Source organism: uncultured Kluyvera sp., assembly GCF_902485085.1.
Taxonomy (GTDB): Bacteria; Pseudomonadota; Gammaproteobacteria; order Enterobacterales; family Enterobacteriaceae; genus Kluyvera; species Kluyvera ascorbata.
In genome coordinates this window covers 1-25,787 of record NZ_CABTJS010000050.1, presented here as the reverse complement: position 1 = coordinate 25,787, position 25,787 = coordinate 1, and the positions used below count along the sequence as shown (strand labels likewise).

Below are 25,787 nucleotides of genomic sequence, written 5' to 3'. Positions count from 1 at the left end.
CGAACGCGTTTGGCAATCGAGACGTTTAGATGTCTAAATAAAACATTAACAGCACTTCGCGCCGCCCTTTCCGCCGTATCGTGCGTCCTGGCGGTCGCGGAAAAACTCCTCATAGGTCATTGGCGTCTGGTCAGGATGCGTGATGCGCATATGTTCGACGTAGTTATCGTAGTCCGGCACGCCTATCATCATTTTGGCCGCCTGACCGAGGTATTTTCCGGCTTTCGAGAGTGTATCAAACATCGTTTTGTCCTTTGGGTAAACCCGGCGTCGCTGCGCTCGGCCGGGCTACAACATCATCAATTAGCACGTAAAGACATTAATGCGCGCGTCTCGCCTGCGCCACCAGATTCTCCGCATCCGCCGGCATCGGCTCGTACGGGGTCTCTTTGGCCGTCGGTTTGTCCTCTTTCAGCGCCGCCAGCGCGGTTTTGAGTGAGAACAGCGCCAGCACCACAACCACCACCATAAAGAAAATGGTCAGACCGGCATCAAGACGGTTGTTAAACACCAGCTGCGCCAGCTGCGACTCGGTGTACTGCGGCGGAATATTGCCGCTGTCGATCATCGCCTGGAACTTGTTGGCAATCGCCAGGAAGCCCACGCGGGTATCTTCGCTGAACGATTTCTGCCAGCCCGCCACCAGCGTACACACCAGCAGCCAGGACGTTGGCACCAGCGCAACCCACGCATAGCGCTGACGTTTCATTTTGAACAGTACCTCCGCACAGAGCATCAGCGCCATACCTGCCAGCATCTGGTTAGCAATCCCGAACAGCGGCCACAGCGTGTTGATGCCGCCCAGCGGGTCAACTACCCCTTGATGCAGGAAGTAGCCCCAGGCCAGCACGCAAAGCGCCGTCGCCAGCAGGTTAGCCGGCAGAGAATCGGTACGTTTAAGCCCTGGATTGATAACACCCAGCAAGTCCTGCAGCATAAAGCGCGCCGCACGGGTACCGGCATCCACCGCCGTCAGAATAAACAGCGCCTCAAACAGAATGGCGAAGTGGTACCAGAACGACACGTCCATCAGGCCGCCCAGCGCCCCGTGAAGGATATAGGCCATCCCCACCGCCAGCGTCGGCGCACCGCCCGCTCGCGAGATAATCGACTGTTCACCCACTTCGTTGGCAATCTGATGCAGCAGGTCCGGCGTCACCGCGAAGCCCCAACTACTGACCACCTGCGCCGCAGAAGCTACCACGTCGACGGTACCGGCCGGTGCCAGCATCGCCATTGGGCTATTCATCGCAAAGTACACGCCCGGGTCGATAATACAGGCGGAAACCAGCGCCATAATGGCGACGAAGGATTCCATCAGCATACCGCCGTAGCCGATAAAGCAGGCCTGGTTTTCGTTCGCCAGCATCTTCGGCGTAGTGCCGGAGGCAATCAGCGCGTGGAAGCCAGAAACCGCGCCGCAGGCGATGGTAATAAACAGGAATGGGAACAGGTCGCCGGTCCAGACCGGGCCAGTGCCATCAATAAATTTGGTCAGCGCTGGCATGGTCAGCGTCGGGCGCATAATCAGAATACCAATCGCCAGCCCGACGATAGTCCCGATTTTCAGGAAGGTAGAAAGATAGTCGCGCGGTGCCAACAGCAGCCATACTGGCAGAACAGAAGCCACAAAGCCGTAGCCCACCAGCATCCAGGTCAGCTGTACGCCGGTATAGTCAAACCACGGCGCCCAGGTTTCGCTTGCCGCCACCCAACCGCCGGAAATAATGGCAAACACCAGCAGCACCAGGCCAATAACCGACACTTCGCCAATGCGTCCCGGACGCAGATAGCGAATGTAAATCCCCATAAACAGCGCCAGCGGAATGGTAAAGGCAACGGTATAGGTTCCCCACGGGCTGTGGGTCAGCGCTTTCACCACGATCATCGCCAGTACGGCCAGAATGATCACCATGATCATAAAGGTCGCCACCAGCGCAATTACGCCAGCAACCGGCCCCATCTCCTCTTTCACCAACTCGCCCAGCGAGCGGCCATCACGACGGGTAGAGACGAACAGCACCATAAAGTCCTGTACCGCACCGGCCAGCACCACCCCGGCTAACAGCCAGAGCATACCAGGCAGATAGCCCATTTGCGCCGCCAGCACCGGCCCCACCAGCGGGCCCGCCCCGGCAATTGCCGCAAAGTGGTGACCAAACAGCACCTTTTTGTCCGTTGGCACGTAGTCGAGGCCGTCGTTATGACGCACGGCAGGCGTCATGCGCGTCGGGTCAACCTGCAACACCTTTTTCGCAATATAGAGGCCGTAAAAACGATAGGCGATGAGATAAACGCAGACCGACGCCACGACTATCCACAGCGCGTTGATCTGTTCACCACGGTTAAGGGCGATGTAGCCCAGGGCAAACGCTCCGACAATGGAGAGTAACGCCCATATAAGGTATTTCCCTGAATTGTTCATAGTTATTGTCCGTATCAGTAGCAGAGGATGTTACATTTTGTGTCCATGCAAGCACACTTGATTTAACAACCTTGAAACGAATATGAACAGGAACAGCACCCGACATTTACATCACATTGTTAACGGGATCACTTAAGTCAGAAAAACGGATGAGAGGTGGGAAGTGAAAGTGGGATGAACGCAGGTATGTAGGCCGGATAAGCGAAGCGCCATCCGGCAATGTACCGCACCATGCCGGATGGCGCTTCGCTTATCCGGCCTACGCCTTATTCGGCTACCGAAACCCTAACCGAGCACCGCCGTCCCTAACCGGCAGGTACAGCAGCGCCGCCCCTGCTCGTCAAAAACGACAATTTCCCAGCTCTGGCTCTGACGCCCCAGATGCAACGGCTGACACACCGCTCGCACCTGTCCCTGAGAAACCGGACGATGGTGCGACGCGTTAAGCTCGGTACCCACCACGCACTGTCCCTCACGGGTCATCAAAAAACCCGCCATTGAGCCCAGCGTCTCCGCCAGCGCCGCCGACGCGCCACCGTGCAACAGGCCAAAAGGCTGATGGGTGCGGCTATCCACCGGCATTACCGCTTCCAGGCTGTCGTCGCCGATATGGGTATAAACAATCCCCAGATGCGCCACCATGGTGTTATCACTGGTGGCGTTCAGTTCATCGAGGGTTAAATGACGTTTCCAGATCATCCTACGCTCCCAGCGTTGAGCCGCCGTCCACCACGATATCCTGCAACGTGATGTGGCTGGCGCTGCTCGAGGCGAGGAACAGGATGGTATTGGCAATTTCCTGCGGACGCGCGATTTTGCCAAGCGGAATGCCAAGCTTGAACTGCTCGCCAAAACCACGAATACGCTGCTGTTCGGCATCGTCGCTGACCCACAGCACCCGCTGCATATCGGTATCGGTCGAGCCCGGCGAAACGATATTACAACGCACGCCCGCGCTGGAAAGCTCCAGCCCAACGGTCAGCGCCAGGCTTTTCAGCGCCGCCTTCGACGCACCATACGCGCTCATGCCGATACGCGGCGAATGCGCCGCATCTGACGCCACGGTGACTATCGCCCCGCCCTGCTGACGACGGAACTGTGCCATCGTCTGCTGGAAAAGGTTAAATGCGCCGCCGACGTTGACCGCAAAGGTCTGCTGCCAGTCGTCCAGGCTTAATGCGTCCGTGGCGCCCATGCGCAAAATCCCGGCTGCGTTGACCAGCACATCCAGCCGTTCGGTGGTGGCGAGCAGGCGCTCGCACACCTGCGCCACCTGCTGAGCATCTGCCACGTTCAGCACTTCGGTGGCGAACGGATAATGCTCGCCGTTGAACGCCAGGTCGAAACCCGTCACCTTCGCGCCCGCGTCCACAAACGCCAGCGCGGTAGCGTGGCCGATACCTTTCCCGGCCCCGGTCACCCACACGGTCTGACCGTTAAAATCGAACCCGGCCATTATTTCACCTCGCGGGAGAGCAGCGCCCACCAGGCGTCGATGCTTGGATTTTTTGCCAGCATCACGAAGTCGATATCGCCGTGCACTTTACGCCAGCGGGCGGCCAGCGCCATCATGCGCACAGAATCGAGACCGTAATCAATCAGATTATCATCGTCGAGCGGCTCGTCGGACTCATCCAGCAACGGCAGCACCAGCGCACGCAGTGCCTCTTTGCTGGTTGGGACAGACGGCAGCAGCTCATCGGTCATCACCACGCGGCCGCTACGGCCGGCAACGTATTTCAGCGACATCAGGTGCTCATCGCGGCTAAAGTCCGCCAGCGCGTCCGCCACAAAGAACGGTTTAATGTCGCGCATAAACGCATCGGTGGCGGTGGTCATGCAGCCAATGTGCGCATACACGCCGGTGATAATCAGCTGATTACGGCCGGTCTCTTTCAGCATCTGCTCCAGCGGCGAACGGTGGAATGCGCTGTAGCGCCACTTCACCAGCACGGTATCCTGAGTATCAGGTGCCAGCGCGGCAATCACTCGCTGCTGCTCCGGCGAGCGGGTCAGCCCCGGCCCCCACATATCGTTCAGCAGCGCGCGGTCTTCATCGCTCTGCTCTTTCGGCTGCGCGGTGTAGTACACCGGAATGCCATTTTTCTTGCAGAAGTCGCGCAGCGCAGCAATATTCGCCACCACGGTCTCCATCATTTCGCTATCGTCGCCCCAGAAGTTGAGGAAATACTCCTGCATATCGTGGATAAGCAGCGCGGCGCGCGACGGTTCAAACGCCCAGTTAACCTTGTTTTCGGGAAGATCCAGCGCGGTTGGCAGCGCGTAGCCCTGTAATTTTGGAATCGCCATGTTGTTCTCTCCTTCAGCCCTGCGAGCGGCTCGCCAGCCACTGACGTAATTGTTTTTTATCGACTTTACCGACGTGGGTCAGCGGCAGTTCATCTACGCACTCGACGCGGTCAGGCAGTTTAAATTCGGCCACCCCCTGCTCGCGCAGGAAACGGCGGACGGCAACGGCGCGCAACGGCGATTTCACCACCAGATACGCGCAGCTTTTCTCGCCGAGCAGGCTGTCTTCCATGCTGACCAGCGCCGCGTAGACCACCGCGTCATGACGCAGCAGCAGGTTCTCAATCTCTTCAGCGGCAATCTTCTCGCCGCCGCGGTTAATCTGATCTTTCTCGCGCCCTTCGACGGTGATGTAACCGTCCTCGTCGATGGAGATAAGATCGCCCGAGCAGTAAAAACCGTCGGCATCAAAGGCGCTGGCGTTATGCTGCGGGCTTTTGTAATAGCCGCGGAAGGTATACGGACCACGTGTCATCAGGCGACCAACCTCACCGCGCGGCAGAGGGTTACCGTCGGCATCCGCCACCCACACTTCGTCGTCCGGGCACATCGGGTAGCCCTGGGTATTGAGGATCTTCTCCTCTGAATCGTCCAGACGGGTATAGTTCACCAGCCCTTCCGCCATGCCGAAGACCTGCTGCAACTGGCAGCCAATCTCCGCCGGAATACGCGCCGCCAGCGTCGCAGAAAGGCGCGCACCGCCCACCTGTAACAGCTTCAGCGAACGTAGCTGGGCGTTGCTGCCCCACTCGTTAATCGCCTGCAACCACAGGCTGACGGCAGGCGGCACCAGCGCCGCCACGTTGACCTGATGCTTTTCAATCAGCGGGAAGCAAAGCGTCGCGCTCGGGTCCGCCGCCAGCACCACCGTACCTTGCGCCAGGAAAACGCCCAGCGCGCCAGGCGAACTCATGGCGTAGTTATGCGCCGACGGGATCGCGCACAGATAGCGCGTCTGCGCATCAAAGCGGCAAATCTCATTACTGCGGCGAATGCTGTAGTAATAGTCGTTGTGGGTGCGGGGGATAAGCTTCGGCGTGCCGGTACTGCCGCCGGAAAGCTGAAAAAAGGCCACTTCGTCAGCGGCGGTCGGCGTTGGGGTAAAGTCGGCCGCCGGGCGCGCAATCGCCGCCTCCAACGCGTGTTCTCCTTCACCTTTACGCAGCAGCACCATGCGCAGTGAGCGATGCTGTTCGCAAAAAGCGTTGAGGAAACTATCATCACCAAACAGCGTATGGGAACGGTCGGCAATCAGCGCCGCCGGGGCTATCTGCTCAGCGTAGGCGTTCAGCTCGCTGCGCTGATGGCTGAACAGCGCGTTCACCGGCGCAACGCCGATTTTCAGCAGCGCAAACAGCGTAATGTAAAACTCGGCGATGTTGCCCAACTGCACCAGCGCGGTTTCGCCACGCTTAAGGCCTTTGTGCTGCAACGAGGCCGCCAGGTTATCAACATAGTGATTCAACTGGCGATAGCTAATCTGATGGTCGCCATCAATCACCGCAATCGCGTCGCTGTCCGCGTGGCGGGTCAGTATTTCGGTCAGCGGCAGATCCTGCCAGTAGCCTTTTTCGCGGTAGCGCGCCGCCAGCGCGTCCGGCCAGCGGGTAAATTCCACGGTCATTCTGGTTCCTTAATGCAGGCCGAAAACATTCAGCATGGTCGAAAGTTTGACGCCGGTTTCACGCCACTCGGACTCCGGCGATGACGCAGGCACAATGCCCGCTCCGGCAAACAGGCGCACGCTATTGGCTTTGACGCGCGCGCAGCGGATAGTCACCACCCACTCGCCGTTACCTTCGGCGTCACACCAGCCGACAATACCGCCGAACAGATCGCGCTCGAACGGCTCCAGTTCAGCAATCAGCTGCTTCGCCGCTTCGTGCGGGAAACCGCTCAGCGCAGGCGTTGGGTGCAGCAGGCAGGCGAGCGTCAGCGCGTTTTCTTCCGCTTTGGCCTGGCCTTCAATTGGTGTGGCGAGATGCCACAGGGTTGGCGTGGTGATCAGCTGCGGCGTGCTCGGCAGCGTGAGCTGTAGGCTACGTGGCGCCAGCGTCTTTTTCATCGACTGGGTCACCAGCTCGTGCTCATGACGATCTTTTTCCGAGGCCAGCAGGCGGTTGCCCGCTTCACGATCCAGCATATCGTCCGGCTGACGGCGCGCGGAGCCCGCCAGCGGCAGCGAATGGAACATCGCCCCCTCTTTACGCAGCAGCAGTTCCGGGCTCGCGCCAAGCAGTACGCCGCCGTCCGGTAGCGGGACGTGGAAGTTAAAGCTCGCCGGGTTTTGCGCCACCAGACGCTCCAGCAGCGCGCCGCTGTCGAGGGCCTGCTCGGCTTCAATATCAATCAGGCGGGAAAGCACCACTTTGTTGACCTGAGGCGTGGCGGTCAGTTGTGCCGCACGCGCCACCATATCGAGGAACACCGGGCTTTCAGGGATCTCCTGGCGCGCCACTACGCTCAGCGGTTCACGCGAAGCATGATAGCGAGAGGAGTGTTGTTTTGCGGTGCGTACAAACGCCTCGCAGCGTTCAGGAATAAACAGTGCGGAAGGCTGCGTGGTATCGAACGGGATGGCACCCACCATCACCGGATTGGCAATCCCGGCGGCTTTTGCCCCAGCAAATGCCGAGGCTAAACCCTGCTGGAACGCGCTATCTGGCGCATCGCCGCCTTCAGCCGGGCAGGTAAAGCGCTGGAAGCAGCCTGAGGTGGTAAAACTGCGGTACGGCGACATAAAGAAAAAGTTATCAGCCGAGACAGCAGCCTGATGGTGTTGTTCTTGTTCATCCGCAGCAAGTGACGTTTCCATATCATCCTCCAAAACGATAAAGATATTACGAATAATTATCATTTATATTTTGGTTGAGTAACCTAAAAGTTAACGCCCCGTATGTCAACAGCGTGAAGCAGCATCTTGTGCTTAATACTCACCTCGTACCCCTGATATTGCCCTTCCCGGTAACGGCAAGAGGACTTGCATCTATCGTCGACAATAGTTGAAAATGAGAAGCATTAACCAACAACCATCAGGACGTTTACCCGTGAACTTCTCCGCTTTATGGCGCACCGTGGCGCTCATCGCCGGTTTCAGTGTTTTAGGAATATCCTCAACTCAGGCCGCCGAGTGGCCGCGTCAGATTACCGATAGCCGCGGCGTGCATACGCTGGAACAGAAGCCGACGCGCATTGTTTCCACCAGCGTGACCCTGACCGGTTCCCTGCTGGCGATTGACGCGCCGGTGATTGCCAGCGGCGCCACCACGCCGAATAACCGCGTAGCGGATGACCAGGGCTTCCTGCGTCAATGGGGCGATGTGGCGAAAGCGCGCAAGGTCTCCCGTCTCTATATCGGTGAACCGAGCGCCGAAGCCGTGGCCGCGCAGATGCCAGACCTGATTCTTATCAGCGCCACCGGCGGCGACTCCGCGCTGGCGCTCTACGATCAGCTCTCCACCATCGCCCCGACGCTTATCGTCAACTACGACGATAAAAGCTGGCAGGCGTTACTGACCGAGCTCGGCACCATGACCGGGCAGGAAAAACAGGCCGCCGCGCGTATTGCCGAGTTTGATAAGCAGTTGGCAACGGTGAAACAGCAGATGAAATTACCGCCGCAGCCGGTAAGCGCGCTGGTTTATACCGTCGCCGCGCATAGCGCCAACCTATGGACCAGCGAGTCAGCCCAGGGGCAATTCCTCTCCCAGCTCGGCTTTACGCTCGCCACCCTGCCGGAAGGCCTGCACGCCAGCCAAAGCCAGGGGAAACGTCATGACATCATCCAGCTTGGCGGTGAAAATCTGGCAACCGGTCTGAACGGCAACAGCCTGTTCCTGTTCGCCGGTGACCAGAAAGACGTGGACGCGATTTACGCCAACCCACTGCTGGCGCACCTGCCAGCGGTGAAAGAGAAACGCGTTTATGCGTTGGGCACCGAGACGTTCCGCCTCGATTATTACAGCGCGACGCGGGTGTTAGCGCGGCTGTCGGCGTTGTTTGGTTAAGCACCGAGCCCGGTCCCGGCGACGCTTCGCCTGGCCGGGCTACTGAAACGTGTAGCCCGGACGAGGCGGTTACGCCGACTCCGGGATCTCGCGCCGGAACCGCCGCAGCTCGCCCAACACCAACAGCAAAATCCCGCCAACAATCGCCAGCCCCCAGCCGCTCACGCTTGCCGAGGCTACCGGCGTCAGCATCGCCCCCAGCCCGCCGAGCAGCGCCGCGCCGATGGCATCGCCGGTCACGTTCTGCGCCGTCCACAGCCCGTTAATACGCCCGAGCATCGCTTCCGGCGTCTGGGTCTGAATCAACGTGTATTGCAGCAGCGAACTGATGGCGCTCAGCCAGCCAAACAGCGCCAGACACACCATCCCCAGCGCCCAGTGCGGCATCATGGCAAACAGCCCAATCGCCACAAACGCGCCGACCGTCGCCAGCAGCATGACCCAGCCCGGACGCTCGCTCTGCGCCAATCGTCCGCTGGTGAGCGCACCGAAGGCAGCCCCAAGCGGAATTGCCGCATACAGCAGGCCAATCGATGCCGCCGACATCTGCCAGCCCTGCGCCAGCGCGGGGTAAAGTACGCGAACGGCGCTGGCCATCGTCACCAGCCCACCCAGTAGCGCAATGCCGCCAATCAGCGGGCTGCCGAGCAGAAAGTGAAAACCGGCCACCAATGAAGTGAACGGATGTTCGCGCGGCTGCGGCGGCGGTGGCAGTTGCGGTAAACGCAGTAGCGTTAACGTGGTAATAAAGGTGCCCAACGCCGCCAGCAGGTAGTTCCAGGAGACCCCGCCTGAGGCCAGCAGCAGGCCGCCGACCATCGGCGAAATCACCGAGCCCAGGCGCACCGTCAGCATGGTGATCGCTCCCGCCTGCATCAGGTTTTCACGCCCTACCAGCGCAGGCGTTGCCGCCAGCAGCGCCGTCACGCCGAGCGAAGCAAAGAAACCATCCCATAACCCCAGCAGATAAATCGCCACCAGCGACGGCTCCGGCAGCATCGCGTTCAGCCACAGGCCGATAAACCCTACGCCGCAGGTACCGCGCGCCAGCAGAATCAGCTTGCGGCGCTCGTAGCGGTCGGCCAGCACGCCGCCGACCATCAGCCCGACGAACATCGCCCCGCCGGTCAGCGTGACCGAAAGTCCCACCAGCCAGGTGGAGTGGGTCATCATCTGGATTTGAACGGGTACCGCAACGCCGAGCAGGCCAAGCGAGAGGATAGAGATAAAGCGAGCGATAAAGACGGCGCGAAAGGCCGGATGCGTTTTTAGCAGGCTCAGATTCAGCAGCCAGGATTGTCGATTCATTACAAAACCTTGAACGTTTTTTCTTACCCTTTCCGAGGGCGCTCATGCTAACATAAGCGAATAAGATAGATAACGATAATTAATATCATTATCAAATCAGGGATGTCGCCATGTCGTTTTCCACCCCGGTGCTGCGCGCCCTTGCGCTGCCTGGATTGTTGATACTGCTGTTTCTCGCCGCCACGCTCAGTTTATTGATTGGTGCTAAACCGCTCCCGGTTCACGTCGTCGTCGACGCGCTCAGCGGCACCTGCCAGAGCGCCGACTGCATCATCGTGCTTGATGCCCGACTGCCGCGAACGCTGGCCGGTCTGCTCGCCGGTGGTGCCCTGGGGCTTGCCGGCGCGCTGATGCAAACCCTCACCCGAAACCCGCTCGCCGACCCCGGTATTCTGGGCGTCAACGCCGGAGCCAGCTTTGCTATCGTGTTGGGTGCGGCGCTGCTCGGCATTACCTCACCGCAGGAACAGCTAGCGATGGCCTTTTGCGGCGCGCTGGTCGCCTCATTAATTGTCGCCTTTACCGGCAGCCAGGGCGGCGGCCAGCTAAGCCCGGTGCGCCTGACGCTGGCGGGCGTGGCGCTCGCCGCCGTACTGGAAGGTTTCTCCAGCGGTATCGCCTTGCTCAACCAGGATGTCTACGATCAGCTGCGCTTCTGGCAGGCCGGCTCACTGGATATTCGCACCCTGCAAACGCTAAAAACGGTGCTGACCCCGGTGCTGGTTGCCGGTGCCGTCGCGCTAATGATGAGCCGCTCGCTCAATAGTCTGAGCCTCGGAGCCGACACCGCGACCGCGCTCGGCAGTAAAGTCGCGCGTACGCAAATCATGGGTCTGCTGGTGATCACCATCCTGTGCGCCAGCGCGACTTCGGTGGTGGGCCCAATCGCCTTTATTGGCCTGATGATGCCGCATATTTCCCGCTGGCTGGTCGGTTCGGATCACCGCTGGTCGCTCCCGGTTACCCTACTTGCCACCCCTTCGTTGCTGCTGTTTGCCGATATTATTGGCCGCCTGCTGGTGCCCGGCGAACTGCGCGTATCGGTGGTCAGCGCCTTTATCGGCGCGCCGGTGCTGATTTTCCTCGTTCGTCGTAAATCGAACGGAGGTGGCCGATGAACGCCCCTTCTCGTCGTCTGGTGGCAAGCTGTCTGCTGCTGGTTGCCGCGTGCATGCTGCTCACGCTGCTGAGCCTGCGCAGCGGCGCGGTCACGCTGGAATTTTCACAAATCTTCGCCGCGCTGTTCGGTGATGCGCCGCGCGCCATCACGCTGGTTGTCACCGAGTGGCGTCTTCCCCGCGTGCTGATGGCGTTATTGATTGGCGCGGCGCTCGGCGTCAGCGGTGCCATTTTCCAGTCGCTGATGCGCAACCCGCTGGGCAGCCCGGACGTAATGGGCTTTAACACCGGGGCATGGAGCGGCGTTCTGGTGGCGCTGGTCTTCTTCGGCCAGAACCTCACCACCATCACCCTCGCCGCCATGGCGGGCGGTATCGCTACCTCGCTTATCGTCTGGGCGCTGGCGTGGCGCGACGGTATCGAAACCTTCCGGCTGATTATTATCGGCATCGGCATCCGCGCGATGCTGATGGCCTTCAATACCTGGCTGCTGCTGCGCGCGTCGCTTGAAACCGCCGTCTCCGCCGGGCTGTGGTTTGCCGGTTCACTCAACGGCATGACGTGGGCCAAAATCTGGCCCGCCGCACCGATGATGGTGGTTGCCCTCGCCTGTTCGGCGCTCTTAGTGCGCCGCCTGCGTCTGTTAGAAATGGGCGACGACAGCGCCTGTGCGCTGGGGGTTCGCGTTGAGTACTCCCGCCTGCTGCTGATGCTGGTCGCCGTGGTGCTAACCGCCGCCGCGACCGCGCTCGCTGGGCCCATTTCCTTTATTGCACTGGTCGCCCCCCATATCGCCCGCCGCTTGAGCGGCACCGCGCGCTGGGGGTTAACTCAGGCAGCGCTCTGCGGCGCGCTGCTGCTGGCTGCCGCCGATTACTGCGCCCAGCAGCTGTTCTTGCCTTACCAGCTTCAGGTGGGCGTGGTCACCGTTAGCCTTGGCGGTATCTACCTCATCGTGCTGCTTATTCAGGAGTCTCGTAAAAAATGACCGACACCGTCGCTCGCCTGCGCGGCGAAGCGTTAACCCTCGCCTACGGTAAAAAAACCATCGCCGAGTCGCTGAACGTCACCATCCCTGACGGTCATTTCACCGCCATTATCGGCCCCAATGGCTGCGGGAAATCAACCCTGCTGCGCACGCTCAGCCGCCTGATGACGCCGGTTCACGGCCACGTGTATCTCGATGGCGAAGAGATTCAGCGCTACGCCAGCAAAGAGGTAGCGCGTCGCATCGGCCTGCTGGCGCAAAACGCCACGACGCCGGGTGATATTTCGGTGCAGGAGCTGGTTGCCCGTGGGCGCTACCCGCACCAGCCGCTGTTTACCCGCTGGCGGCAAGAAGATGAGGACGCGGTACAGCGGGCGATGCAGGCCACCGGTATCATGAATCTGGCGAGCCAGAGTGTCGATACGCTCTCCGGCGGCCAACGTCAGCGCGCGTGGATAGCCATGGTGCTGGCGCAGGACACGTCGATTATGCTGCTCGACGAGCCAACGACCTGGCTTGATATCAGCCATCAGATTGACCTGCTGGAGCTATTAAGCGAGCTGAACCACGAGCGCGGCTATACGCTGGCGGCGGTGCTGCACGATTTAAACCAGGCGTGCCGTTACGCGACGCACCTGATTGCGCTCCGAGATGGGAAGATTGTGGCGGAAGGCGCGCCGAAAGAGATTGTCACACCGGCGCTGATTGAGGCGATTTACGGCCTGCGCTGCGTGATTATTGACGACCCTGTGGCGAATACGCCGCTGGTGGTGCCGCTCGGACGGAGGTAAGTTACCCCGGGGTCGCTGACGCTCGCCCGGCTACATAAGCATTGTAGCCCGGGCGAACGTCAGTGACCCCGGGAAGCACTGAACCTACCCCAATATCTCCCGAATCACCGGCCCAATCGCCTCAAACGCCGCAGGCGTAATGATGTCGACGTGCGCACAATCCTGACTATAAACCTCCAGCTCACCCACCCACGGCCCCCAGGCCGTCTGCGGATCCGCCTGACGGGTTTTCTCGGCAACGAACAGCGTCGCTTTACCGTCAAACGTCGCGCTGTGCGCGGTGGTCAGCAGGCGCACGGCGTCGGCGTAGTTGCCTTCAATTGCACTGAACAATTCGCTCGAGCCTTGCCCCTGCTGGGCGGCGAGAAACGCTTCACGTTCGCGGTCAATCTCCGCCAATACCGCAGGATCAAGACCGTTAGCCTCTTTTTCTGCCCAATTTTGCGTTTCCGGCGGCCAGGTATCGAGTAGCCCAAGGAACGCCACCGTTTCGCCGCGCTGACGTAAACGGGCGGCAATGCCCTGCGCCAGCGTACCGCCAAGCGAGTAGCCAAGCAGGTAATACGGCCCGTGCGGCTGCTGGGCGAGCAAGGTTGCCAGATGATGCTCGCACACCTCGTCCAGCGTCGCAGCGGTTTGCATCGGCCCTTCCGGGCGCGGCGACTGAATGCCGGTAATTGACCATCGCGGCGACAGATAGCGCGACAGCACGCTGAACTGCCAGGCAAAACCGGATGCCGGATGGAAGCAGAACAGCGTCGGTCCATCGCCGGTGCGCAGCGGCAGCAACGGCTCATAGCCCAGACGCTGCGCCTGTTCGTCGTCGCTGTTGTACAGCAGCGCGCTCAATTGGCCAACCGTTGATGACACCATCACCTGCCCCGGCGTCACCTTGCGCCCGGTTTGCTGACTCAGCGTTGCAGCAAGGCGCATGGCGAGCAGCGAGTGGCCGCCAAGCGCGAAGAAGTCAGCGTCGATGTCCTGAATGTCGCAGCCGAGCAACTGGCTGAACGCCGCGGCAACCTGCACCTCGGTTGCCGTTTGCGGCGCGCGGCCGCTGGTTTTCTGCGTCAGCGACGGTAACGGCAGCGCTTTACGATCCAGCTTGCCGTTGGCGCTCAGCGGCAGCGCGCTCAGCTGTAACAGCACCACCGGCACCATATGCGGCGGTAGCTGTTGGCGAAGCTGCGCCAGCAGGGCTTCGGTATCGAGCGGCAGGCCGGAAACCGACACCACATAACCTACCAATTGGCGCGCATCGCCGCCGGTGGCAGCCGCCTGATTGATAACACAAGCATGCGTCACAGCCTGTTCCACGTCCGGCAGGCTCTGCATCACCCGGTCGATTTCACCCAGCTCGATGCGCTGACCGCGAATTTTGAGCTGATCGTCGCTGCGACCGAGGTATTCCACCGCGCCGTTATTCAGCCAGCGCGCTACGTCGCCGGTACGGTACATCCGTTCACCGGGGGCAAACGGGTCGGCAATAAAGCGGCTGGCGGTCAGATCCGGCCTTCCCAGATACCCCTGCGCCAGTTGAATACCCGTAAGGTAGAGATCGCCCGCCACGCCAAACGGCACCGGGCGCATCATGGCGTCGAGGATACGCAAGCCGGTATTCCATACCGGGAAACCAATCGGCACGCTGTTGCCCGACACCGCCGCCAGCGCTTCACCGTAGGCCGGGTACCAGCTCACGTCCACCGCCGCTTCCGTTGGCCCATAGAGGTTGTGCAGCGGTACGTGGGTCAGAACTTCCCACTCGCGGCATAGTGCAGTCGGCAGCGCTTCACCGCTGCAGAACACCCGCTGTAGCGAGCAGCAGCTGTCCACCGTTTCCGGCGTCAGCGAGGCCACAAATGCCGCCAGCATCGACGGCACGAAGTGGGTCGTGGTCACGCCGTAGTCGGCGAAGAATCGCTGCATCGCCAGCGGGTCGCGGTGCGCTTCCGGCTCGGCCATCACCAGTCTCGCGCCGGTGATAAACGGCCACCAGAATTCCCACACCGACACATCAAAACTGCATGGTGTTTTTTGCGCCACCACATCATCGGCGGTCAGCGGATAGTGGTCTTGCATCCACAGCAGGCGGTTAACGATAGCTTCATGGCCGACCATCACCCCTTTCGGACGGCCGGTCGACCCCGAGGTAAAGATGATATAGGCCGTCTGTTCCGGCGTCGCGAGCGCGAGCGGCCGATCGTCTCCTGCCGCCAGCGGTGCGTTCAGGCACAGACTGTCGATATTCGGGAAACGGTGCAGCTGGTCTGGGGCGGTTATCAGCAAGGTTGGACGCGCGTCTTCCAGCATCATTTGCAGACGGTCGTCCGGGTAGCCGGTATCCAGCGGTAGCCATGCCGCCCCCGCCTCAACAATAGCGTGCAGCGCCAGCGTCAGGAATACCGAGCGAGGTAGCGCCACGGCGACGCTATCGCCAGGTTTGACGCCGCGCTCGCGCAGGACGTTTGCCAGTGCGATCGCCTGCTGGCGCATCTCGCGGTAGGTAAAGCGATAGTTGGCATCCACCAGCGCCACGGCATCCGGCGTTTTCGCAGCTTGCTCGGCTACCAGTGAACTGAGCGTAGCACGCGGCAGGGATTTTTCGGTGGCGTTGATCTGTGCCAGACGCTGATATTCATCCTCCGACAGCAATTCCGCATCGGCACACATTAGCGCTGGATTATCGGCAAACTGCTGCAAAAGCGCCGTTAAACGGGCGATATGCTGCTGCAACGTCGCTTCATCATAGCGCTGCTGGTTGGCCAGTATTTCCAGCGACAGTCCACCGTCTTCGTCCGGAAACAGCGCCAGCTCAAGGTCATTAACCGGACCGGTCGCCAGCGTATGGGTTATTGCGCTAACGTCGGCGAAACCGAGGCGATAATCAAACATTTTGACGTTAAATACCGGACCAAATAGTGCTTCATCGCCCGCGGCTTTTCCGGCATCGCGCACAATCTGCTCCGCATCATAGCGTTGATGGCGGCGCATCTTTTTCAACTGCCCGGAAAGGCGAGTTGCCAGCTCCGGCAACGTTTCCTGGCCGTTCAGCGTCACGCCAAGCGGCAGTACGTTAAGCACCGGGCCGGTGGCGGTCAGCGCGACCGAGCCCATGCGGCGCATAAAGATAAACCCGGCAGCGTAATCGCTGCGCCCGCATAGACGGCCCAGCCAGAGTGCGACCAGCGCCAGCGCCAGATCGGCAGGCTGGCACTGTGGAGCGGAAGCGGCCAGGCGAGTAAATGCTCGGCGGTCGGCGGTGAGCTTCAGCCGCCAGATAGCGGTGCTTTGCGCGCGGCCCGGCAGCGGCGCAGAGGAGAGCGAGGCCGGAGACGGCAAGGCTTTACGCTGTTCGGCCCAGAAGGCTTTATCCCGCTGGAACGCCTCGCAGTCCCGATAGCGCTGATACTCTTCCACCACATCGGCAAACGGCGTGAACGCCGGTTCCGGCAGCGTATCGCCTGTGACCAGCGCCTGGTAAATCAGGCTTATCTGGCGGGTAATCGCCGGGAAGCTGAAGCCGTCCACCAGCAGATGATGGTAACGCTGATACCAGAACCACTGATTATCGCCAACGCGGAAAAGCTGGTGGCAATAGAGCGGATTGCCGCTGTCGACGCGGCTATTTTGCGCGAGGTCGCGCTGCATCATGGCCAGCGCCGCCTGCTGCGGGTCAGACTCTCCGCGCAGGTCGTGGCACGCCGGTTCGGCAATCGCCATACTCTCATCCAGCCACTGCCAGACTTCACCGTTGTCTTCGCTAAAGCGCATACGCAGCGTGTCGGCCTGACTCAGGCCCATCACGATAGCGCGCGCCAGCTGGTCGCCGTCAATCTTCCCGTTCAGCTCAACGTAGTGCGCCACGCTCCAGGCGTTAGGCAACGTCGACAGGGCTTCCGCCATCCAGATCCCCGGCTGAGCGGCAATGAGCGGTAAACGCGGGCTCATGAGCGGCCTCCGGTGATGGAGAAATGGTCAGGATAAAGCGTCGTCCAGTTATGGGTGAGCCAGGCGTTGCACGCCTCAAGCGGCTGCGGCTCGCACACCACCGTCCAGCCCGCAGGCAGTGAACACTGCTGGGGCCAGAGGCTGAACTGCTGTTGAGGATTTTGCAGAAGGTAAAACTGCCCTTGCGCCACGTCGAAGGGGTTACTGACTTGCATACCAAACTCCTGTCGTTAATCGCGCGTTGCCGCCTGGGGGTTCCAGAGCGTCATCAGCCCGGCGGTCAGCCCGCCGCGCCAGCAAAGCGCATCATGTCCGCCGTCAACCTGACGCCAGAAAATCGGCTGCTGTGTGTGTTGCAGTTGCGCCAAAAGTGCCTGATTGGCGCGAAAAATAATCGGCTCGCGGATACCCGCTTCCAGCACGATGCGCAGCCCTTGCGGTTTAAGTTCCCCACGTTCGAGCTGCTCTTGTATTTCGCCACGCTGGCGACCACCGCGATGCGGCCACCAGTACGACCCCGACTGACTGAGTATGCAGCCAAAGCGTTCCGGCCAGTGCAATCCGGCGTAAAGCGCAGAGAGGCCGCCGAAGCTCTGCCCGGCCACCACCGTCCGTTCAGCGCGCTCGCTGAACGGCGCAAGCGTCTGCACCTGCGGCAGCAATTCCTGCTGTACCGCCAGCCAGAAGTCCGGGTTGCAGGGCAGCTCAACGCTGCGGTGCGCGTTATCAATCACGTCAATCAGCAGATAGACCGCGGCAGGCAGCTTTTTCGCTTCGGTGAGCGAAGTCAGCGCTGGCCACACCGGCATGCTTTCGGCCCAGAACTGGCCGTCGAGCAGCACCGCTAAAGGTCGATCGGTTTCGTTCACCGCTCCGGTGGTGAAGATCCACACCCGGCGCTGATTGCCCAATCGTTCGCTGCGCCAGGTAATGCACTGCGGTTCTCGCCAGGTGGACGCTGGCGTTGACCACCCCGGCTGTTCCGGAGCCTGCGGCATCTCGAGCGCCGAAACCGCATGACCGCGCCCGCCCTTCCAGCTTTGTGGATTCAGCGGATCAGCAATGGCCCGCGGCAGCAGCTTGCGCCAGCCTTCGCGCAGCTTCTGCCGGTCCGGCTCGGCGGCGGTAAAAATGTCAGGGGAGAAATCATCGTCGCGCTCGCTGGGAGCGAAGCAGTAGCTCCCGCGCCAGGTAGGCGGCAACGTGGTCGTCCAGTGCCAGACGTCGGTATCGGGAATACGTTCAAGAGTCTGCGGGGCAGAGTTGTGGTGGTGATCGGTGACGCCGGTGATGTAAATCCATACCCGGCGAATGGGCGATGAATCCTCGCTGCCTGCGGGGTCACGCCACCAAAATGTGACACGATAATCTTCACCAACACGTTCATATTGTGGACCTTTTATCGCATCCCACCACGCGTCACTTCCTGTTGTTAACATTCCCACCACGTTAACCCTATGTTTATTGTGGAATTTATTGTTACATATGAAAATTTATTGATAATATTATTGATAACTATTTGCATTTGCAATAGCGTATTGCCGCGCACTTTCACATGCTTCTGGCATACAACCTTGCCGCGTCTCCCCTTTTGGGAACGGATCACGACGGGACGTTGGCGACGAAAAGCAGGACACACAATGAATAATAAAATCAAATCCCTGGCCTTCCTGGTCAACCTGGGTATTTATGGCGTTGCATCTCCGGCTTTTGCCGCCGAGACGACCAGCAATAAAGACGTGGACGGTGAAACCATGGTCGTTACCGCTGCCGAGCAGAACCTGCAGGCACCGGGCGTCTCCACCATCACCGCCGATGAAATTCGCAAGCGCCCACCGGCTCGCGACGTTTCTGAAATCATCCGTACCATGCCGGGCGTTAACCTCACCGGTAACTCCACCAGCGGCCAGCGCGGTAACAACCGCCAGATCGATATTCGCGGTATGGGCCCGGAAAACACCCTGATTCTAATCGACGGCAAGCCGGTCACCAGCCGTAACTCTGTACGTCAGGGCTGGCGTGGCGAACGTGATACCCGCGGTGATACCGGCTGGGTGCCGCCAGAAATGATTGAACGTATTGAAGTCCTGCGTGGCCCAGCGGCTGCCCGTTACGGTAACGGCGCGGCGGGCGGCGTGGTGAACATCATCACCAAGAAAAGCAGCAACGAGTGGCACGGCTCCTGGAACACCTATTTCAACGCCCCAGAGCACAAAGAAGAAGGCTCCACCAAGCGTACCAACTTCAGCCTGACCGGCCCGTTGGGCGATGCGTTCAGCTTCCGCCTCTTCGGCAACCTGGATAAAACCCAGGCCGATGCCTGGGACATCAACGATGGCCACCAGTCAACGCGTACCGGTGCTTACGCGGATACCATGCCAGCCGGTCGTGAAGGGGTTGAAAACAAAGATATCAACGGCCAGCTCCGTTGGGACTTTGCCCCAATGCAGTCGCTTGAGTTTGAAGCGGGCTACAGCCGCCAGGGTAACCTGTACGCAGGCGACACCCAGAACACCAACAACGACAACGCCAGCAACGGCCTGGTGAAAAAATACTACGGTAAAGAGACCAACCGTATGTATCGCCAGAACTATGCGCTGACCTGGAACGGCGGCTGGGATAACGGCATCACCACCAGCAACTGGGCACAGTACGAACACACCCGTAACTCTCGTTTGGGCGAAGGCTTGGCCGGTGGGCTGGAAGGATTGTTCAACAGCAACCTGTTTAACGATACCGATCTGAACGACGTGACGCTGCACAGCGAAATCAGCATTCCGTTCGATTTTGTGGTGAATCAGAACCTGACGCTGGGTACCGAATGGAACCAGCAGAAGATGAAGGACTCCAGTTCCAATACTCAGACCTTTATGGGCGGTAATATTCCAGGTTACAGCAGCACCAACCGTAGCCCGTATTCTCAGGCTGAGATCTTCTCGCTGTTCGCTGAGAACAACATGGAAGTAACTGACAGCACCATGCTCACACCGGCGCTGCGCTTCGATCATCACAGCGTTGTGGGCGATAACTGGAGCCCATCACTAAACCTGTCGCAGGGCTTAGGCGATGACTTCACGCTGAAAATGGGTATTGCCCGCGCCTATAAAGCACCAAGCCTGTACCAGCTCAACCCGAACTACATCCTGTACAGCAAAGGTCAGGGATGTTACGCCACTGGCGCAGCTACCGGTATCGGCTGTTACATGATGGGTAACGATGACCTGAAGGCCGAGACCAGCATCAACAAAGAAATTGGTCTGGAGTTCAAACGTGACGGCTGGCTGGCGGGCGTGACCTGGTTCCGTAACGATTATCGCAACAAGATTGAAGCGGGTACCACTCCGTTGAGCCGCACCTCCATTACCAGCGGCAAGACCACTACTTACACCGACATCTACCAATGGGAAAACATCCCAAAAGCGGTGGTTGAAGGGCTGGAAGGGACACTGAACGTTCCAGTAAGTGAGACGGTGAGCTGGACCAACAACATCACCTACATGCTACAAAGTAAAAACAAAGAGACCGGCGAGCGCCTGTCTATTATTCCTGAGTACACGCTGAATTCTACCCTGAGCTGGCAGGTTCGTCAGGATGTGTCGCTGCAGTCTACCTTTACCTGGTACGGAAAACAGCAGCCGAAGAAATATGACTACCAGGGCAAACCGGTTAGCGGCACCTCCGCCGCTGAAATCAGCCCGTACAGCATCGTCGGCCTGAGCGCAACCTGGGACGTCAACAAAAACGTCAGCCTGACCGGCGGCGTGGACAACGTCTTCGACAAACGCCTGTGGCGTGAAGGTAACGCCCAGACCGTGAGCGACACCAAAACCGGTGCCTATATGGCCGGTGCGGGTGCCTACACCTACAACGAACCGGGTCGTACCTGGTACATGAGCATCAATACGCACTTCTGATAATCTGTGCCTACCCTCTCCCTACCGGGGGAGGGTTTTTCAGGAGCTTTATGTTTACCAACCACACCACCTTCAACGCTATTCACCGTATCGACTTCCAGCCTGAGACCTTCACACCACAGGACTTACTGTGGCTGCCACACCACGCCTTGCTAGAACGCTCCGGTAAAAAACGCCAAACAGAACATCTGGCGGGGCGCATTGCCGCCGTTTATGCGCTGCGTACCGTTGGCGAGAAATCTGTACCAGGCATAGGGGAAAATCGCGCGCCGCTTTGGCCAATAGGGCTATATGGCAGCATCAGCCACTGCGGGCAAACAGCGATTGCTATCGTCTCGCATCGTCCGGTAGGGATCGATATTGAAGAAGTGATGAACGTTTCGCTTGCCGAATCCCTCGCAGAGCAGGTAGCGAGTGGCGCTGAGCTAACAAACCTGCGTGCGGCCCCTATCCCCTTCCCACTGGCGCTGACGCTGGCTTTTTCGGCAAAAGAGAGCCTGTACAAAGCGCTTTCAGCTCGCTACCCCCAGTTGCTCCATTTCCATGATGCCGTGGTGACCCATATTGATGCCCAAAATATCACGCTGCACATCCCTACCATTAACCTCACCGCCATCATTGTGTGGTACACCGTTGACCACCAACGCATCGTCACGCTGTATCAACAGCCATAAATATGATCAGACATCGAAAATACCGAATCAACTACCAGCCATAACCTTATTGATAAAATAAAAAATCAAAAACTGCGTCTTTAGTCAGATTTATCCACCATAAAAATAGTGTTCCTCACGGCAATTCCCCCTATCATTCCACTGAAACATTCATACAAACAATGAAACAATTGTCTGAATTAAGGAACCGAATGAATACCCAAACACGGACACGGAATGAAGTGGGTGAAAGCCGCCTGATGACGGGCTTTCTTAACGCGATTGAAAAAGCAGGGAACCGGTTACCTGAACCGGCGATGATCTTTTTCTACTTTTTATTGATTGTGATGGGCCTGTCGGCGGTGCTGTCGATGATGACCTTCGACGTTATCAACCCGATGACGCAGGAAGCGGTGAAGGTGAATAACCTGCTCTCTCCTGAAGCGCTGACCAATACGCTCACCAATATGGTCACCACCTTTACCGGCTTTGCGCCGCTGGGGATCGTGCTGGTGGCGATGCTCGGCGTGGGCGTTGCAGAAAGCTCCGGCTTTATCAACGTGGCGCTGAAAAAGATGCTGCGCGTAACGCCGAAAAAACTGCTGACGCCAATGCTGATTTTTGTGGCGATGTTCAGCCACGTGGCGGCAGATGCGGGCTACGTGCTGGTCATTCCGCTGGGGGCAATTATCTTTATGTCCGCTGGCCGTCACCCGCTGGTAGGGATTGCCGCCGCGTTCTCCGGCGTCTCCGGTGGTTTTGCCGCCAACATGGTTCCGACCGGTAACGATGCGCTGCTGCAAGGCTTTACTCAGGCCGCCGCCCAACTGCTGGACAGCACCTACACCGTTAACACCCTGTGCAACCTGTTCTTCGGTATTGTCTCTTCTATCGTGATTACGCTGGTCGGCTGGTGGGTCACCGAGCGTATCGTTGAGCCGCGCGTCAGCAAAATGGCCATCGACGGCGATTTTAAACACGATGAAGATATGTCTAACGTCACGCCGCAGGAGAGCCGCGCTTTCCGCCGCGCGTCGCTGGTGATGCTGTTAGGTCTGTCGGCGCTGGCCGCTGCGGCCTGGCCGGAAGGTTCGATGCTGCGCGGCACCGACGGTTCACTCACCTCGTATAGCGCGCCGATTATGAAGTCCATCGTGCCGCTGATTTTCCTGATCTTTATTCTGCCGGGTATCGTCTACGGCTTTGTGTCCGGCACCTTTAAGTCGGGTAAAGACGTGATTGGCGCGATGAACGATTCCATGAGCAAAATGGGTTCGTACATGGTGATGGCTTTCTTCTGCGCCATGTTTATCAAAGCATTCAGCGACTCCAACATTGGTACGCTGTTCGCGCTGATGGGTGCCGACGGTCTGAAAGCGCTAGAACTGCCGGGGCAGGCAACGATTATCGGTATGATTGTGCTGACGGCGGTGGTGAACCTGCTGATTGGCTCCGCGTCGGCGAAATGGGCGCTGCTGTCACCGATTATGGTACCCATGCTGATGGCGGTGGGGATTTCCCCGGAACTGACGCAAGCGGCGTTCCGTATCGGTGACTCCTGCACCAACATCATCACCCCGCTGATGGTCTTCTTCCCGCTGATCGTTATCTACTGCCAGCGCTACGTGAAGGGTGCGGGTGTGGGCACGCTGGTCTCGATGATGATGCCATACTCTATTGCCTTCTTCATCGCCTGGAGCATTCTGTTGCTGGTGTGGTGGGGTGTGGGTATGCCGTTGGGTATCGCGGCGCCGTATACCTGGAGCCCGAGTTAACGGTCTGTTCGGTGCCATTCCCGGCGGCGCTTCGCTTGGCCGGGCTACGACGTTGGTAGCCCGGCACAAAACTACACGGCTAAATGGGCAAAATTGCCTAACACGTTGTGCAAAATCCCTACCCCTTTCTGCACCTGCTCGGCGCTGATGGTGCACGGCGGCACCACGTGAATGCGGTTTTCCACCACGAAGCTCAGCAGCCCCGCTTCGGTTAACGCGCCTTTAATCTCCGCCATATCCCCAGCCGCCAGCGGCGTTTTCTTCGCCCGGTCGCTCACCAGCTCCAGCGCCTGGAACACGCCACGCCCGCGCACTTCACCTATCAGCGGTGACGACGCGGCCAGCGCCTCCAGCCCCTGACGCAGCACGCCGTTGCCGATGTGCGCCGCGTTCTCCACGATCCCTTCGTCCTTCATCGCATCAAGAGTGGCAATAATCGCCGCCATCGCCAGCGGATGTCCGGAATAAGTCAGCCCACCGGCAAAGAAGTGATCGTCAAAATAGTGGGCGATCTTGTCGCTGATGATCACCCCACCGGCCGGAACATAGCCCGCATTCACCCCTTTGGCAAAGGTGATCAGATCCGGCACGATCCCATCCTGCTCGAAGGCAAACCAGCTACCGGTACGGCCAAACCCGGCCATCACTTCATCGAGGATCAGGATAATCCCGAATTCGTCCGCCAGCGCACGTACGCCCTTCATATAACCTTCCGGCGGCACCAGAATCCCCGCCGTGCCAGGAATCGACTCTAGCAGGATAGCGGCAATAGAAGACGGACCTTCGCACTCGATCATCCGCCGCAGGTGAGCCAGCGCACGGCTGCACTCTTCCTGTTCAGAGGTGGCGTTAAACTCCGTGCGGTAGAGGTATGGGTTAAAGAAGTGCACGTGGCCGCGCGAATATTCGTTCGGCACACGACGCCAGTCGCCGGTGGCGGCAATGGCGCTGCCGGTATTGCCGTGGTAGGAGCGGTACGCCGACAGCACTTTATCGCGCCCGGTGTAAAGACGCGCCATGCGGATGGCGTTTTCGTTGGCATCGGCCCCGGCGTTGGTGAAGAACACCTTGCTAAAGCCTTCCGGCGCCAGCCCAATAATGCGTTTTGCCGCTTCGCCGCGCGCCAGGTTGGCGGTGGCCGGGGCAATCGTCACCAGCGACTCGAGCTGATCTTTCATCGCCGCCAGCACGCGAGGGTGCTGGTAGCCGAGGTTAACGTTCACCAGTTGGCTGCTGAAATCAAGATAGGTTTTACCGTCGTAATCCCATAGCTCACACCCTTTCGCGCCGGCAATCACCAGCGGGCTCAGATTGCCCTGCATCGACCAGGAATGAAAAACATACTCTCTGTCCAGCTGGCGAACCGCTTTGTTGTTCAACTCTGTCATTCGTCGTTCCTCGCATACCGTTGGCTGTGATTCATCATGTCGTCGGCGGAAAAAAAAGTGATAGAGCCAGTGTAGTATCGGCGCTGTGACAACGGTGTCACATCGTCATACGCCGACTGGCTCTCGGCAGGCCGCGCCGCGGTTTTTATAGTGACCGGAACAACCTGCACAGGAGAGCACAATGCAAAAGCGTAACGTGGTGTTTATTACCGGGGCGACCTCCGGCTTTGGGGAAGCGGCGGCGCATGTGTTTGCGCGCGCGGGCTGGGCGTTGGTACTGAGCGGGCGTCGGCTGGCGCGTCTTCAGGCGCTACAGGCCGAGCTGGCATCGCAGGTGCCGGTGCATGTGATTGAGCTGGACGTACGGGACAGCGCGGCGGTGAGTACAGCCGTCGCCGCGCTGCCGCCAGACTTTGCCGATGTTACCGCGCTTATCAACAATGCCGGGCTGGCGCTGGCACCACAGCCGGCGCAAAAGGTCGATCTGGCCGATTGGCATACCATGATTGATACCAACGTGACCGGGTTGGTCAACGTGACGCACGCCCTGCTGCCAACGCTGATTCGCCACGGCGCAGGCGCGAGCATTATTAATATTGGGTCGATTGCAGGGCAGTGGCCCTATCCCGGCAGCCACGTTTACGGTGCCAGCAAGGCGTTTGTGAAGCAGTTCAGCTATAACCTGCGCTGCGATCTGTTAGGCACCGGCGTGCGCGTCACCGACCTTGCGCCGGGCATTGCCGAGACCGAGTTTACGCTGGTGCGCACCAAGGGCGACCAGGCGGCATCCGACGCGCTATACCGTGGCACCACGCCGCTGTCAGCGCTGGATATCGCCGAGCAGATGTTCTATATCGCGACCTTGCCGGACCATATGAATATTAACCGCGTGGAGGTGATGCCGGTGCGTCAGGCGTGGCAGCCGTTTGCGATTGATAGGGATTAGTGTGGCTTTCCCCCTCCCCTTTTCAGGGCTGCTTTACACGCAATCTCGTGGTGACAGTTATCCAATAAGTGGAGATGCATTCGGGTTGAGCACTCTGTTGCGCTCCCTTCAAGTTCCAGCCGCATAAATTGCGCGGGTGCAGGGAGCGCGCAAGGGGCGGCCAATCGCCGCCGCCCCCTGCACCCCCGGGCTCTGGCGGCAAAATCGCCGCTTCG

General features: G+C 59.5%; 20 protein-coding genes. 8 read left to right on the top strand and 12 right to left on the bottom strand.

The genetic code is table 11. From position 1 onward, the window contains the following. Positions 1 to 45: 45 nt before the first annotated feature. From RDN66_RS06375 to entC, 7 genes are all read right to left on the bottom strand, one after another. Positions 46 to 243, bottom strand: coding sequence for a YbdD/YjiX family protein (locus RDN66_RS06375; protein WP_035895883.1), 198 nt, complete (start codon positions 241 to 243; stop codon positions 46 to 48). Between the two features lie 76 nt (positions 244 to 319). After that, positions 320 to 2,425, bottom strand: coding sequence for a pyruvate/proton symporter CstA (gene cstA, locus RDN66_RS06370; protein ID WP_308537706.1), 2,106 nt, complete (start codon positions 2,423 to 2,425; stop codon positions 320 to 322). A 285-nt stretch (positions 2,426 to 2,710) separates the two neighbouring features. Continuing rightward, positions 2,711 to 3,124, bottom strand: coding sequence for a proofreading thioesterase EntH (gene entH / locus RDN66_RS06365; protein ID WP_035895886.1), 414 nt, complete (start codon positions 3,122 to 3,124; stop codon positions 2,711 to 2,713). Position 3,125: 1 nt separating this feature from the next. Continuing rightward, a complete protein-coding gene (gene entA / locus RDN66_RS06360; RefSeq protein WP_202216251.1) occupies positions 3,126 to 3,881 on the bottom strand; it encodes a 2,3-dihydro-2,3-dihydroxybenzoate dehydrogenase EntA in 756 nt (251 codons plus the stop codon). After that, positions 3,881 to 4,735 carry an isochorismatase gene (locus RDN66_RS06355; protein WP_035895890.1) on the bottom strand — a complete coding sequence of 285 codons (855 nt, stop codon included), beginning with the start codon at positions 4,733 to 4,735 and terminating at the stop codon, positions 3,881 to 3,883. The genes entA and RDN66_RS06355 overlap by 1 nt, the downstream gene beginning before the upstream one ends. A gap of 13 nt (positions 4,736 to 4,748) precedes the next feature. Then, the gene (gene entE, locus RDN66_RS06350; RefSeq protein ID WP_202216252.1) at positions 4,749 to 6,359 is read right to left on the bottom strand and encodes a (2,3-dihydroxybenzoyl)adenylate synthase EntE; all 1,611 of its coding nucleotides are present in this window, start codon (positions 6,357 to 6,359) and stop codon (positions 4,749 to 4,751) included. A 9-nt stretch (positions 6,360 to 6,368) separates the two neighbouring features. Continuing rightward, entirely contained in the window at positions 6,369 to 7,550 is a 1,182-nt protein-coding gene (gene entC, locus RDN66_RS06345) for an isochorismate synthase EntC (protein WP_123650091.1), read from the bottom strand. Between the two features lie 193 nt (positions 7,551 to 7,743). On the opposite strand from entC, the gene fepB reads away from it, so the two are divergent. Continuing rightward, positions 7,744 to 8,742 (top strand): Fe2+-enterobactin ABC transporter substrate-binding protein, encoded by a 999-nt coding sequence (gene fepB, locus RDN66_RS06340; protein ID WP_202216253.1) that lies wholly within the window; start codon positions 7,744 to 7,746, stop codon positions 8,740 to 8,742. A 69-nt stretch (positions 8,743 to 8,811) separates the two neighbouring features. Here fepB and entS read toward each other — a convergent pair whose 3' ends face one another. Next, positions 8,812 to 10,050 carry an enterobactin transporter EntS gene (gene entS / locus RDN66_RS06335; protein WP_374043993.1) on the bottom strand — a complete coding sequence of 413 codons (1,239 nt, stop codon included), beginning with the start codon at positions 10,048 to 10,050 and terminating at the stop codon, positions 8,812 to 8,814. Positions 10,051 to 10,160: 110 nt separating this feature from the next. On the opposite strand from entS, the gene fepD reads away from it, so the two are divergent. From fepD to fepC, 3 genes are read left to right on the top strand one after another with little or no spacing between them, the layout of a single operon-like run. Next, a complete protein-coding gene (gene fepD / locus RDN66_RS06330; protein ID WP_202216255.1) occupies positions 10,161 to 11,168 on the top strand; it encodes a Fe(3+)-siderophore ABC transporter permease in 1,008 nt (335 codons plus the stop codon). After that, positions 11,165 to 12,157 (top strand): iron-enterobactin ABC transporter permease, encoded by a 993-nt coding sequence (fepG, locus tag RDN66_RS06325; protein WP_035895897.1) that lies wholly within the window; start codon positions 11,165 to 11,167, stop codon positions 12,155 to 12,157. The genes fepD and fepG overlap by 4 nt, the downstream gene beginning before the upstream one ends. Continuing rightward, a complete protein-coding gene (gene fepC, locus RDN66_RS06320) occupies positions 12,154 to 12,948 on the top strand; it encodes an iron-enterobactin ABC transporter ATP-binding protein (RefSeq protein WP_202216257.1) in 795 nt (264 codons plus the stop codon). The genes fepG and fepC overlap by 4 nt, the downstream gene beginning before the upstream one ends. 84 nt (positions 12,949 to 13,032) lie before the next feature. Here fepC and entF read toward each other — a convergent pair whose 3' ends face one another. The 3 genes from entF to fes are packed head-to-tail and all read right to left on the bottom strand — an operon-like array spanning position 13,033 to position 18,335. After that, complete coding sequence (entF, locus tag RDN66_RS06315; protein ID WP_308537705.1) at positions 13,033 to 16,896, bottom strand: enterobactin non-ribosomal peptide synthetase EntF; 3,864 nt, start codon at positions 16,894 to 16,896, stop codon at positions 13,033 to 13,035. Continuing rightward, entirely contained in the window at positions 16,893 to 17,111 is a 219-nt protein-coding gene (locus tag RDN66_RS06310; protein ID WP_123650085.1) for an MbtH family NRPS accessory protein, read from the bottom strand. Before RDN66_RS06310 ends, entF begins: the two co-directional genes overlap by 4 nt. Before the next feature lie 15 nt (positions 17,112 to 17,126). After that, positions 17,127 to 18,335, bottom strand: a complete 1,209-nt coding sequence (gene fes / locus RDN66_RS06305) for an enterochelin esterase (RefSeq protein WP_202216259.1) — start codon at positions 18,333 to 18,335, stop codon at positions 17,127 to 17,129. A gap of 201 nt (positions 18,336 to 18,536) precedes the next feature. Between fes and RDN66_RS06300 the strand changes: the two genes are divergently transcribed. The 3 genes from RDN66_RS06300 to RDN66_RS06290 all read left to right on the top strand — a co-directional run bounded on the left by RDN66_RS06300 (position 18,537) and on the right by RDN66_RS06290 (position 23,238). After that, positions 18,537 to 20,810, top strand: coding sequence for a TonB-dependent siderophore receptor (locus tag RDN66_RS06300; RefSeq protein WP_202216260.1), 2,274 nt, complete (start codon positions 18,537 to 18,539; stop codon positions 20,808 to 20,810). A 50-nt stretch (positions 20,811 to 20,860) separates the two neighbouring features. Then, positions 20,861 to 21,484 (top strand): enterobactin synthase subunit EntD, encoded by a 624-nt coding sequence (entD, locus tag RDN66_RS06295; protein WP_202216261.1) that lies wholly within the window; start codon positions 20,861 to 20,863, stop codon positions 21,482 to 21,484. A gap of 191 nt (positions 21,485 to 21,675) precedes the next feature. Further along, a complete protein-coding gene (locus RDN66_RS06290; RefSeq protein WP_227675105.1) occupies positions 21,676 to 23,238 on the top strand; it encodes an AbgT family transporter in 1,563 nt (520 codons plus the stop codon). A 71-nt stretch (positions 23,239 to 23,309) separates the two neighbouring features. Here the strand turns inward: RDN66_RS06290 and RDN66_RS06285 are convergent, their stop codons facing one another. Beyond that, positions 23,310 to 24,626, bottom strand: coding sequence for an aspartate aminotransferase family protein (locus RDN66_RS06285; protein ID WP_035897228.1), 1,317 nt, complete (start codon positions 24,624 to 24,626; stop codon positions 23,310 to 23,312). Positions 24,627 to 24,807: 181 nt separating this feature from the next. Between RDN66_RS06285 and RDN66_RS06280 the strand changes: the two genes are divergently transcribed. Then, positions 24,808 to 25,572 carry an SDR family NAD(P)-dependent oxidoreductase gene (locus tag RDN66_RS06280; protein ID WP_035897225.1) on the top strand — a complete coding sequence of 255 codons (765 nt, stop codon included), beginning with the start codon at positions 24,808 to 24,810 and terminating at the stop codon, positions 25,570 to 25,572. The last annotated feature ends 215 nt before the right edge of the window (positions 25,573 to 25,787 follow it).

Bases quoted from the DNA above. Each gene is read 5' to 3' on its own strand.
- RDN66_RS06375 (WP_035895883.1), bottom strand. From the start codon at position 243: ATGTTTGATACACTCTCGAAAGCCGGAAAATACCTCGGTCAGGCGGCC.
- cstA (WP_308537706.1), bottom strand. From the start codon at position 2,425: ATGAACAATTCAGGGAAATACCTTATATGGGCGTTACTCTCCATTGTC.
- entH (WP_035895886.1), bottom strand. From the start codon at position 3,124: ATGATCTGGAAACGTCATTTAACCCTCGATGAACTGAACGCCACCAGT.
- entA (WP_202216251.1), bottom strand. From the start codon at position 3,881: ATGGCCGGGTTCGATTTTAACGGTCAGACCGTGTGGGTGACCGGGGCC.
- RDN66_RS06355 (WP_035895890.1), bottom strand. From the start codon at position 4,735: ATGGCGATTCCAAAATTACAGGGCTACGCGCTGCCAACCGCGCTGGAT.
- entE (WP_202216252.1), bottom strand. From the start codon at position 6,359: ATGACCGTGGAATTTACCCGCTGGCCGGACGCGCTGGCGGCGCGCTAC.
- entC (WP_123650091.1), bottom strand. From the start codon at position 7,550: ATGGAAACGTCACTTGCTGCGGATGAACAAGAACAACACCATCAGGCT.
- fepB (WP_202216253.1), top strand. From the start codon at position 7,744: ATGAGAAGCATTAACCAACAACCATCAGGACGTTTACCCGTGAACTTC.
- entS (WP_374043993.1), bottom strand. From the start codon at position 10,050: ATGAATCGACAATCCTGGCTGCTGAATCTGAGCCTGCTAAAAACGCAT.
- fepD (WP_202216255.1), top strand. From the start codon at position 10,161: ATGTCGTTTTCCACCCCGGTGCTGCGCGCCCTTGCGCTGCCTGGATTG.
- fepG (WP_035895897.1), top strand. From the start codon at position 11,165: ATGAACGCCCCTTCTCGTCGTCTGGTGGCAAGCTGTCTGCTGCTGGTT.
- fepC (WP_202216257.1), top strand. From the start codon at position 12,154: ATGACCGACACCGTCGCTCGCCTGCGCGGCGAAGCGTTAACCCTCGCC.
- entF (WP_308537705.1), bottom strand. From the start codon at position 16,896: ATGAGCCCGCGTTTACCGCTCATTGCCGCTCAGCCGGGGATCTGGATG.
- RDN66_RS06310 (WP_123650085.1), bottom strand. From the start codon at position 17,111: ATGCAAGTCAGTAACCCCTTCGACGTGGCGCAAGGGCAGTTTTACCTT.
- fes (WP_202216259.1), bottom strand. From the start codon at position 18,335: ATGTTAACAACAGGAAGTGACGCGTGGTGGGATGCGATAAAAGGTCCA.
- RDN66_RS06300 (WP_202216260.1), top strand. From the start codon at position 18,537: ATGAATAATAAAATCAAATCCCTGGCCTTCCTGGTCAACCTGGGTATT.
- entD (WP_202216261.1), top strand. From the start codon at position 20,861: ATGTTTACCAACCACACCACCTTCAACGCTATTCACCGTATCGACTTC.
- RDN66_RS06290 (WP_227675105.1), top strand. From the start codon at position 21,676: ATGAATACCCAAACACGGACACGGAATGAAGTGGGTGAAAGCCGCCTG.
- RDN66_RS06285 (WP_035897228.1), bottom strand. From the start codon at position 24,626: ATGACAGAGTTGAACAACAAAGCGGTTCGCCAGCTGGACAGAGAGTAT.
- RDN66_RS06280 (WP_035897225.1), top strand. From the start codon at position 24,808: ATGCAAAAGCGTAACGTGGTGTTTATTACCGGGGCGACCTCCGGCTTT.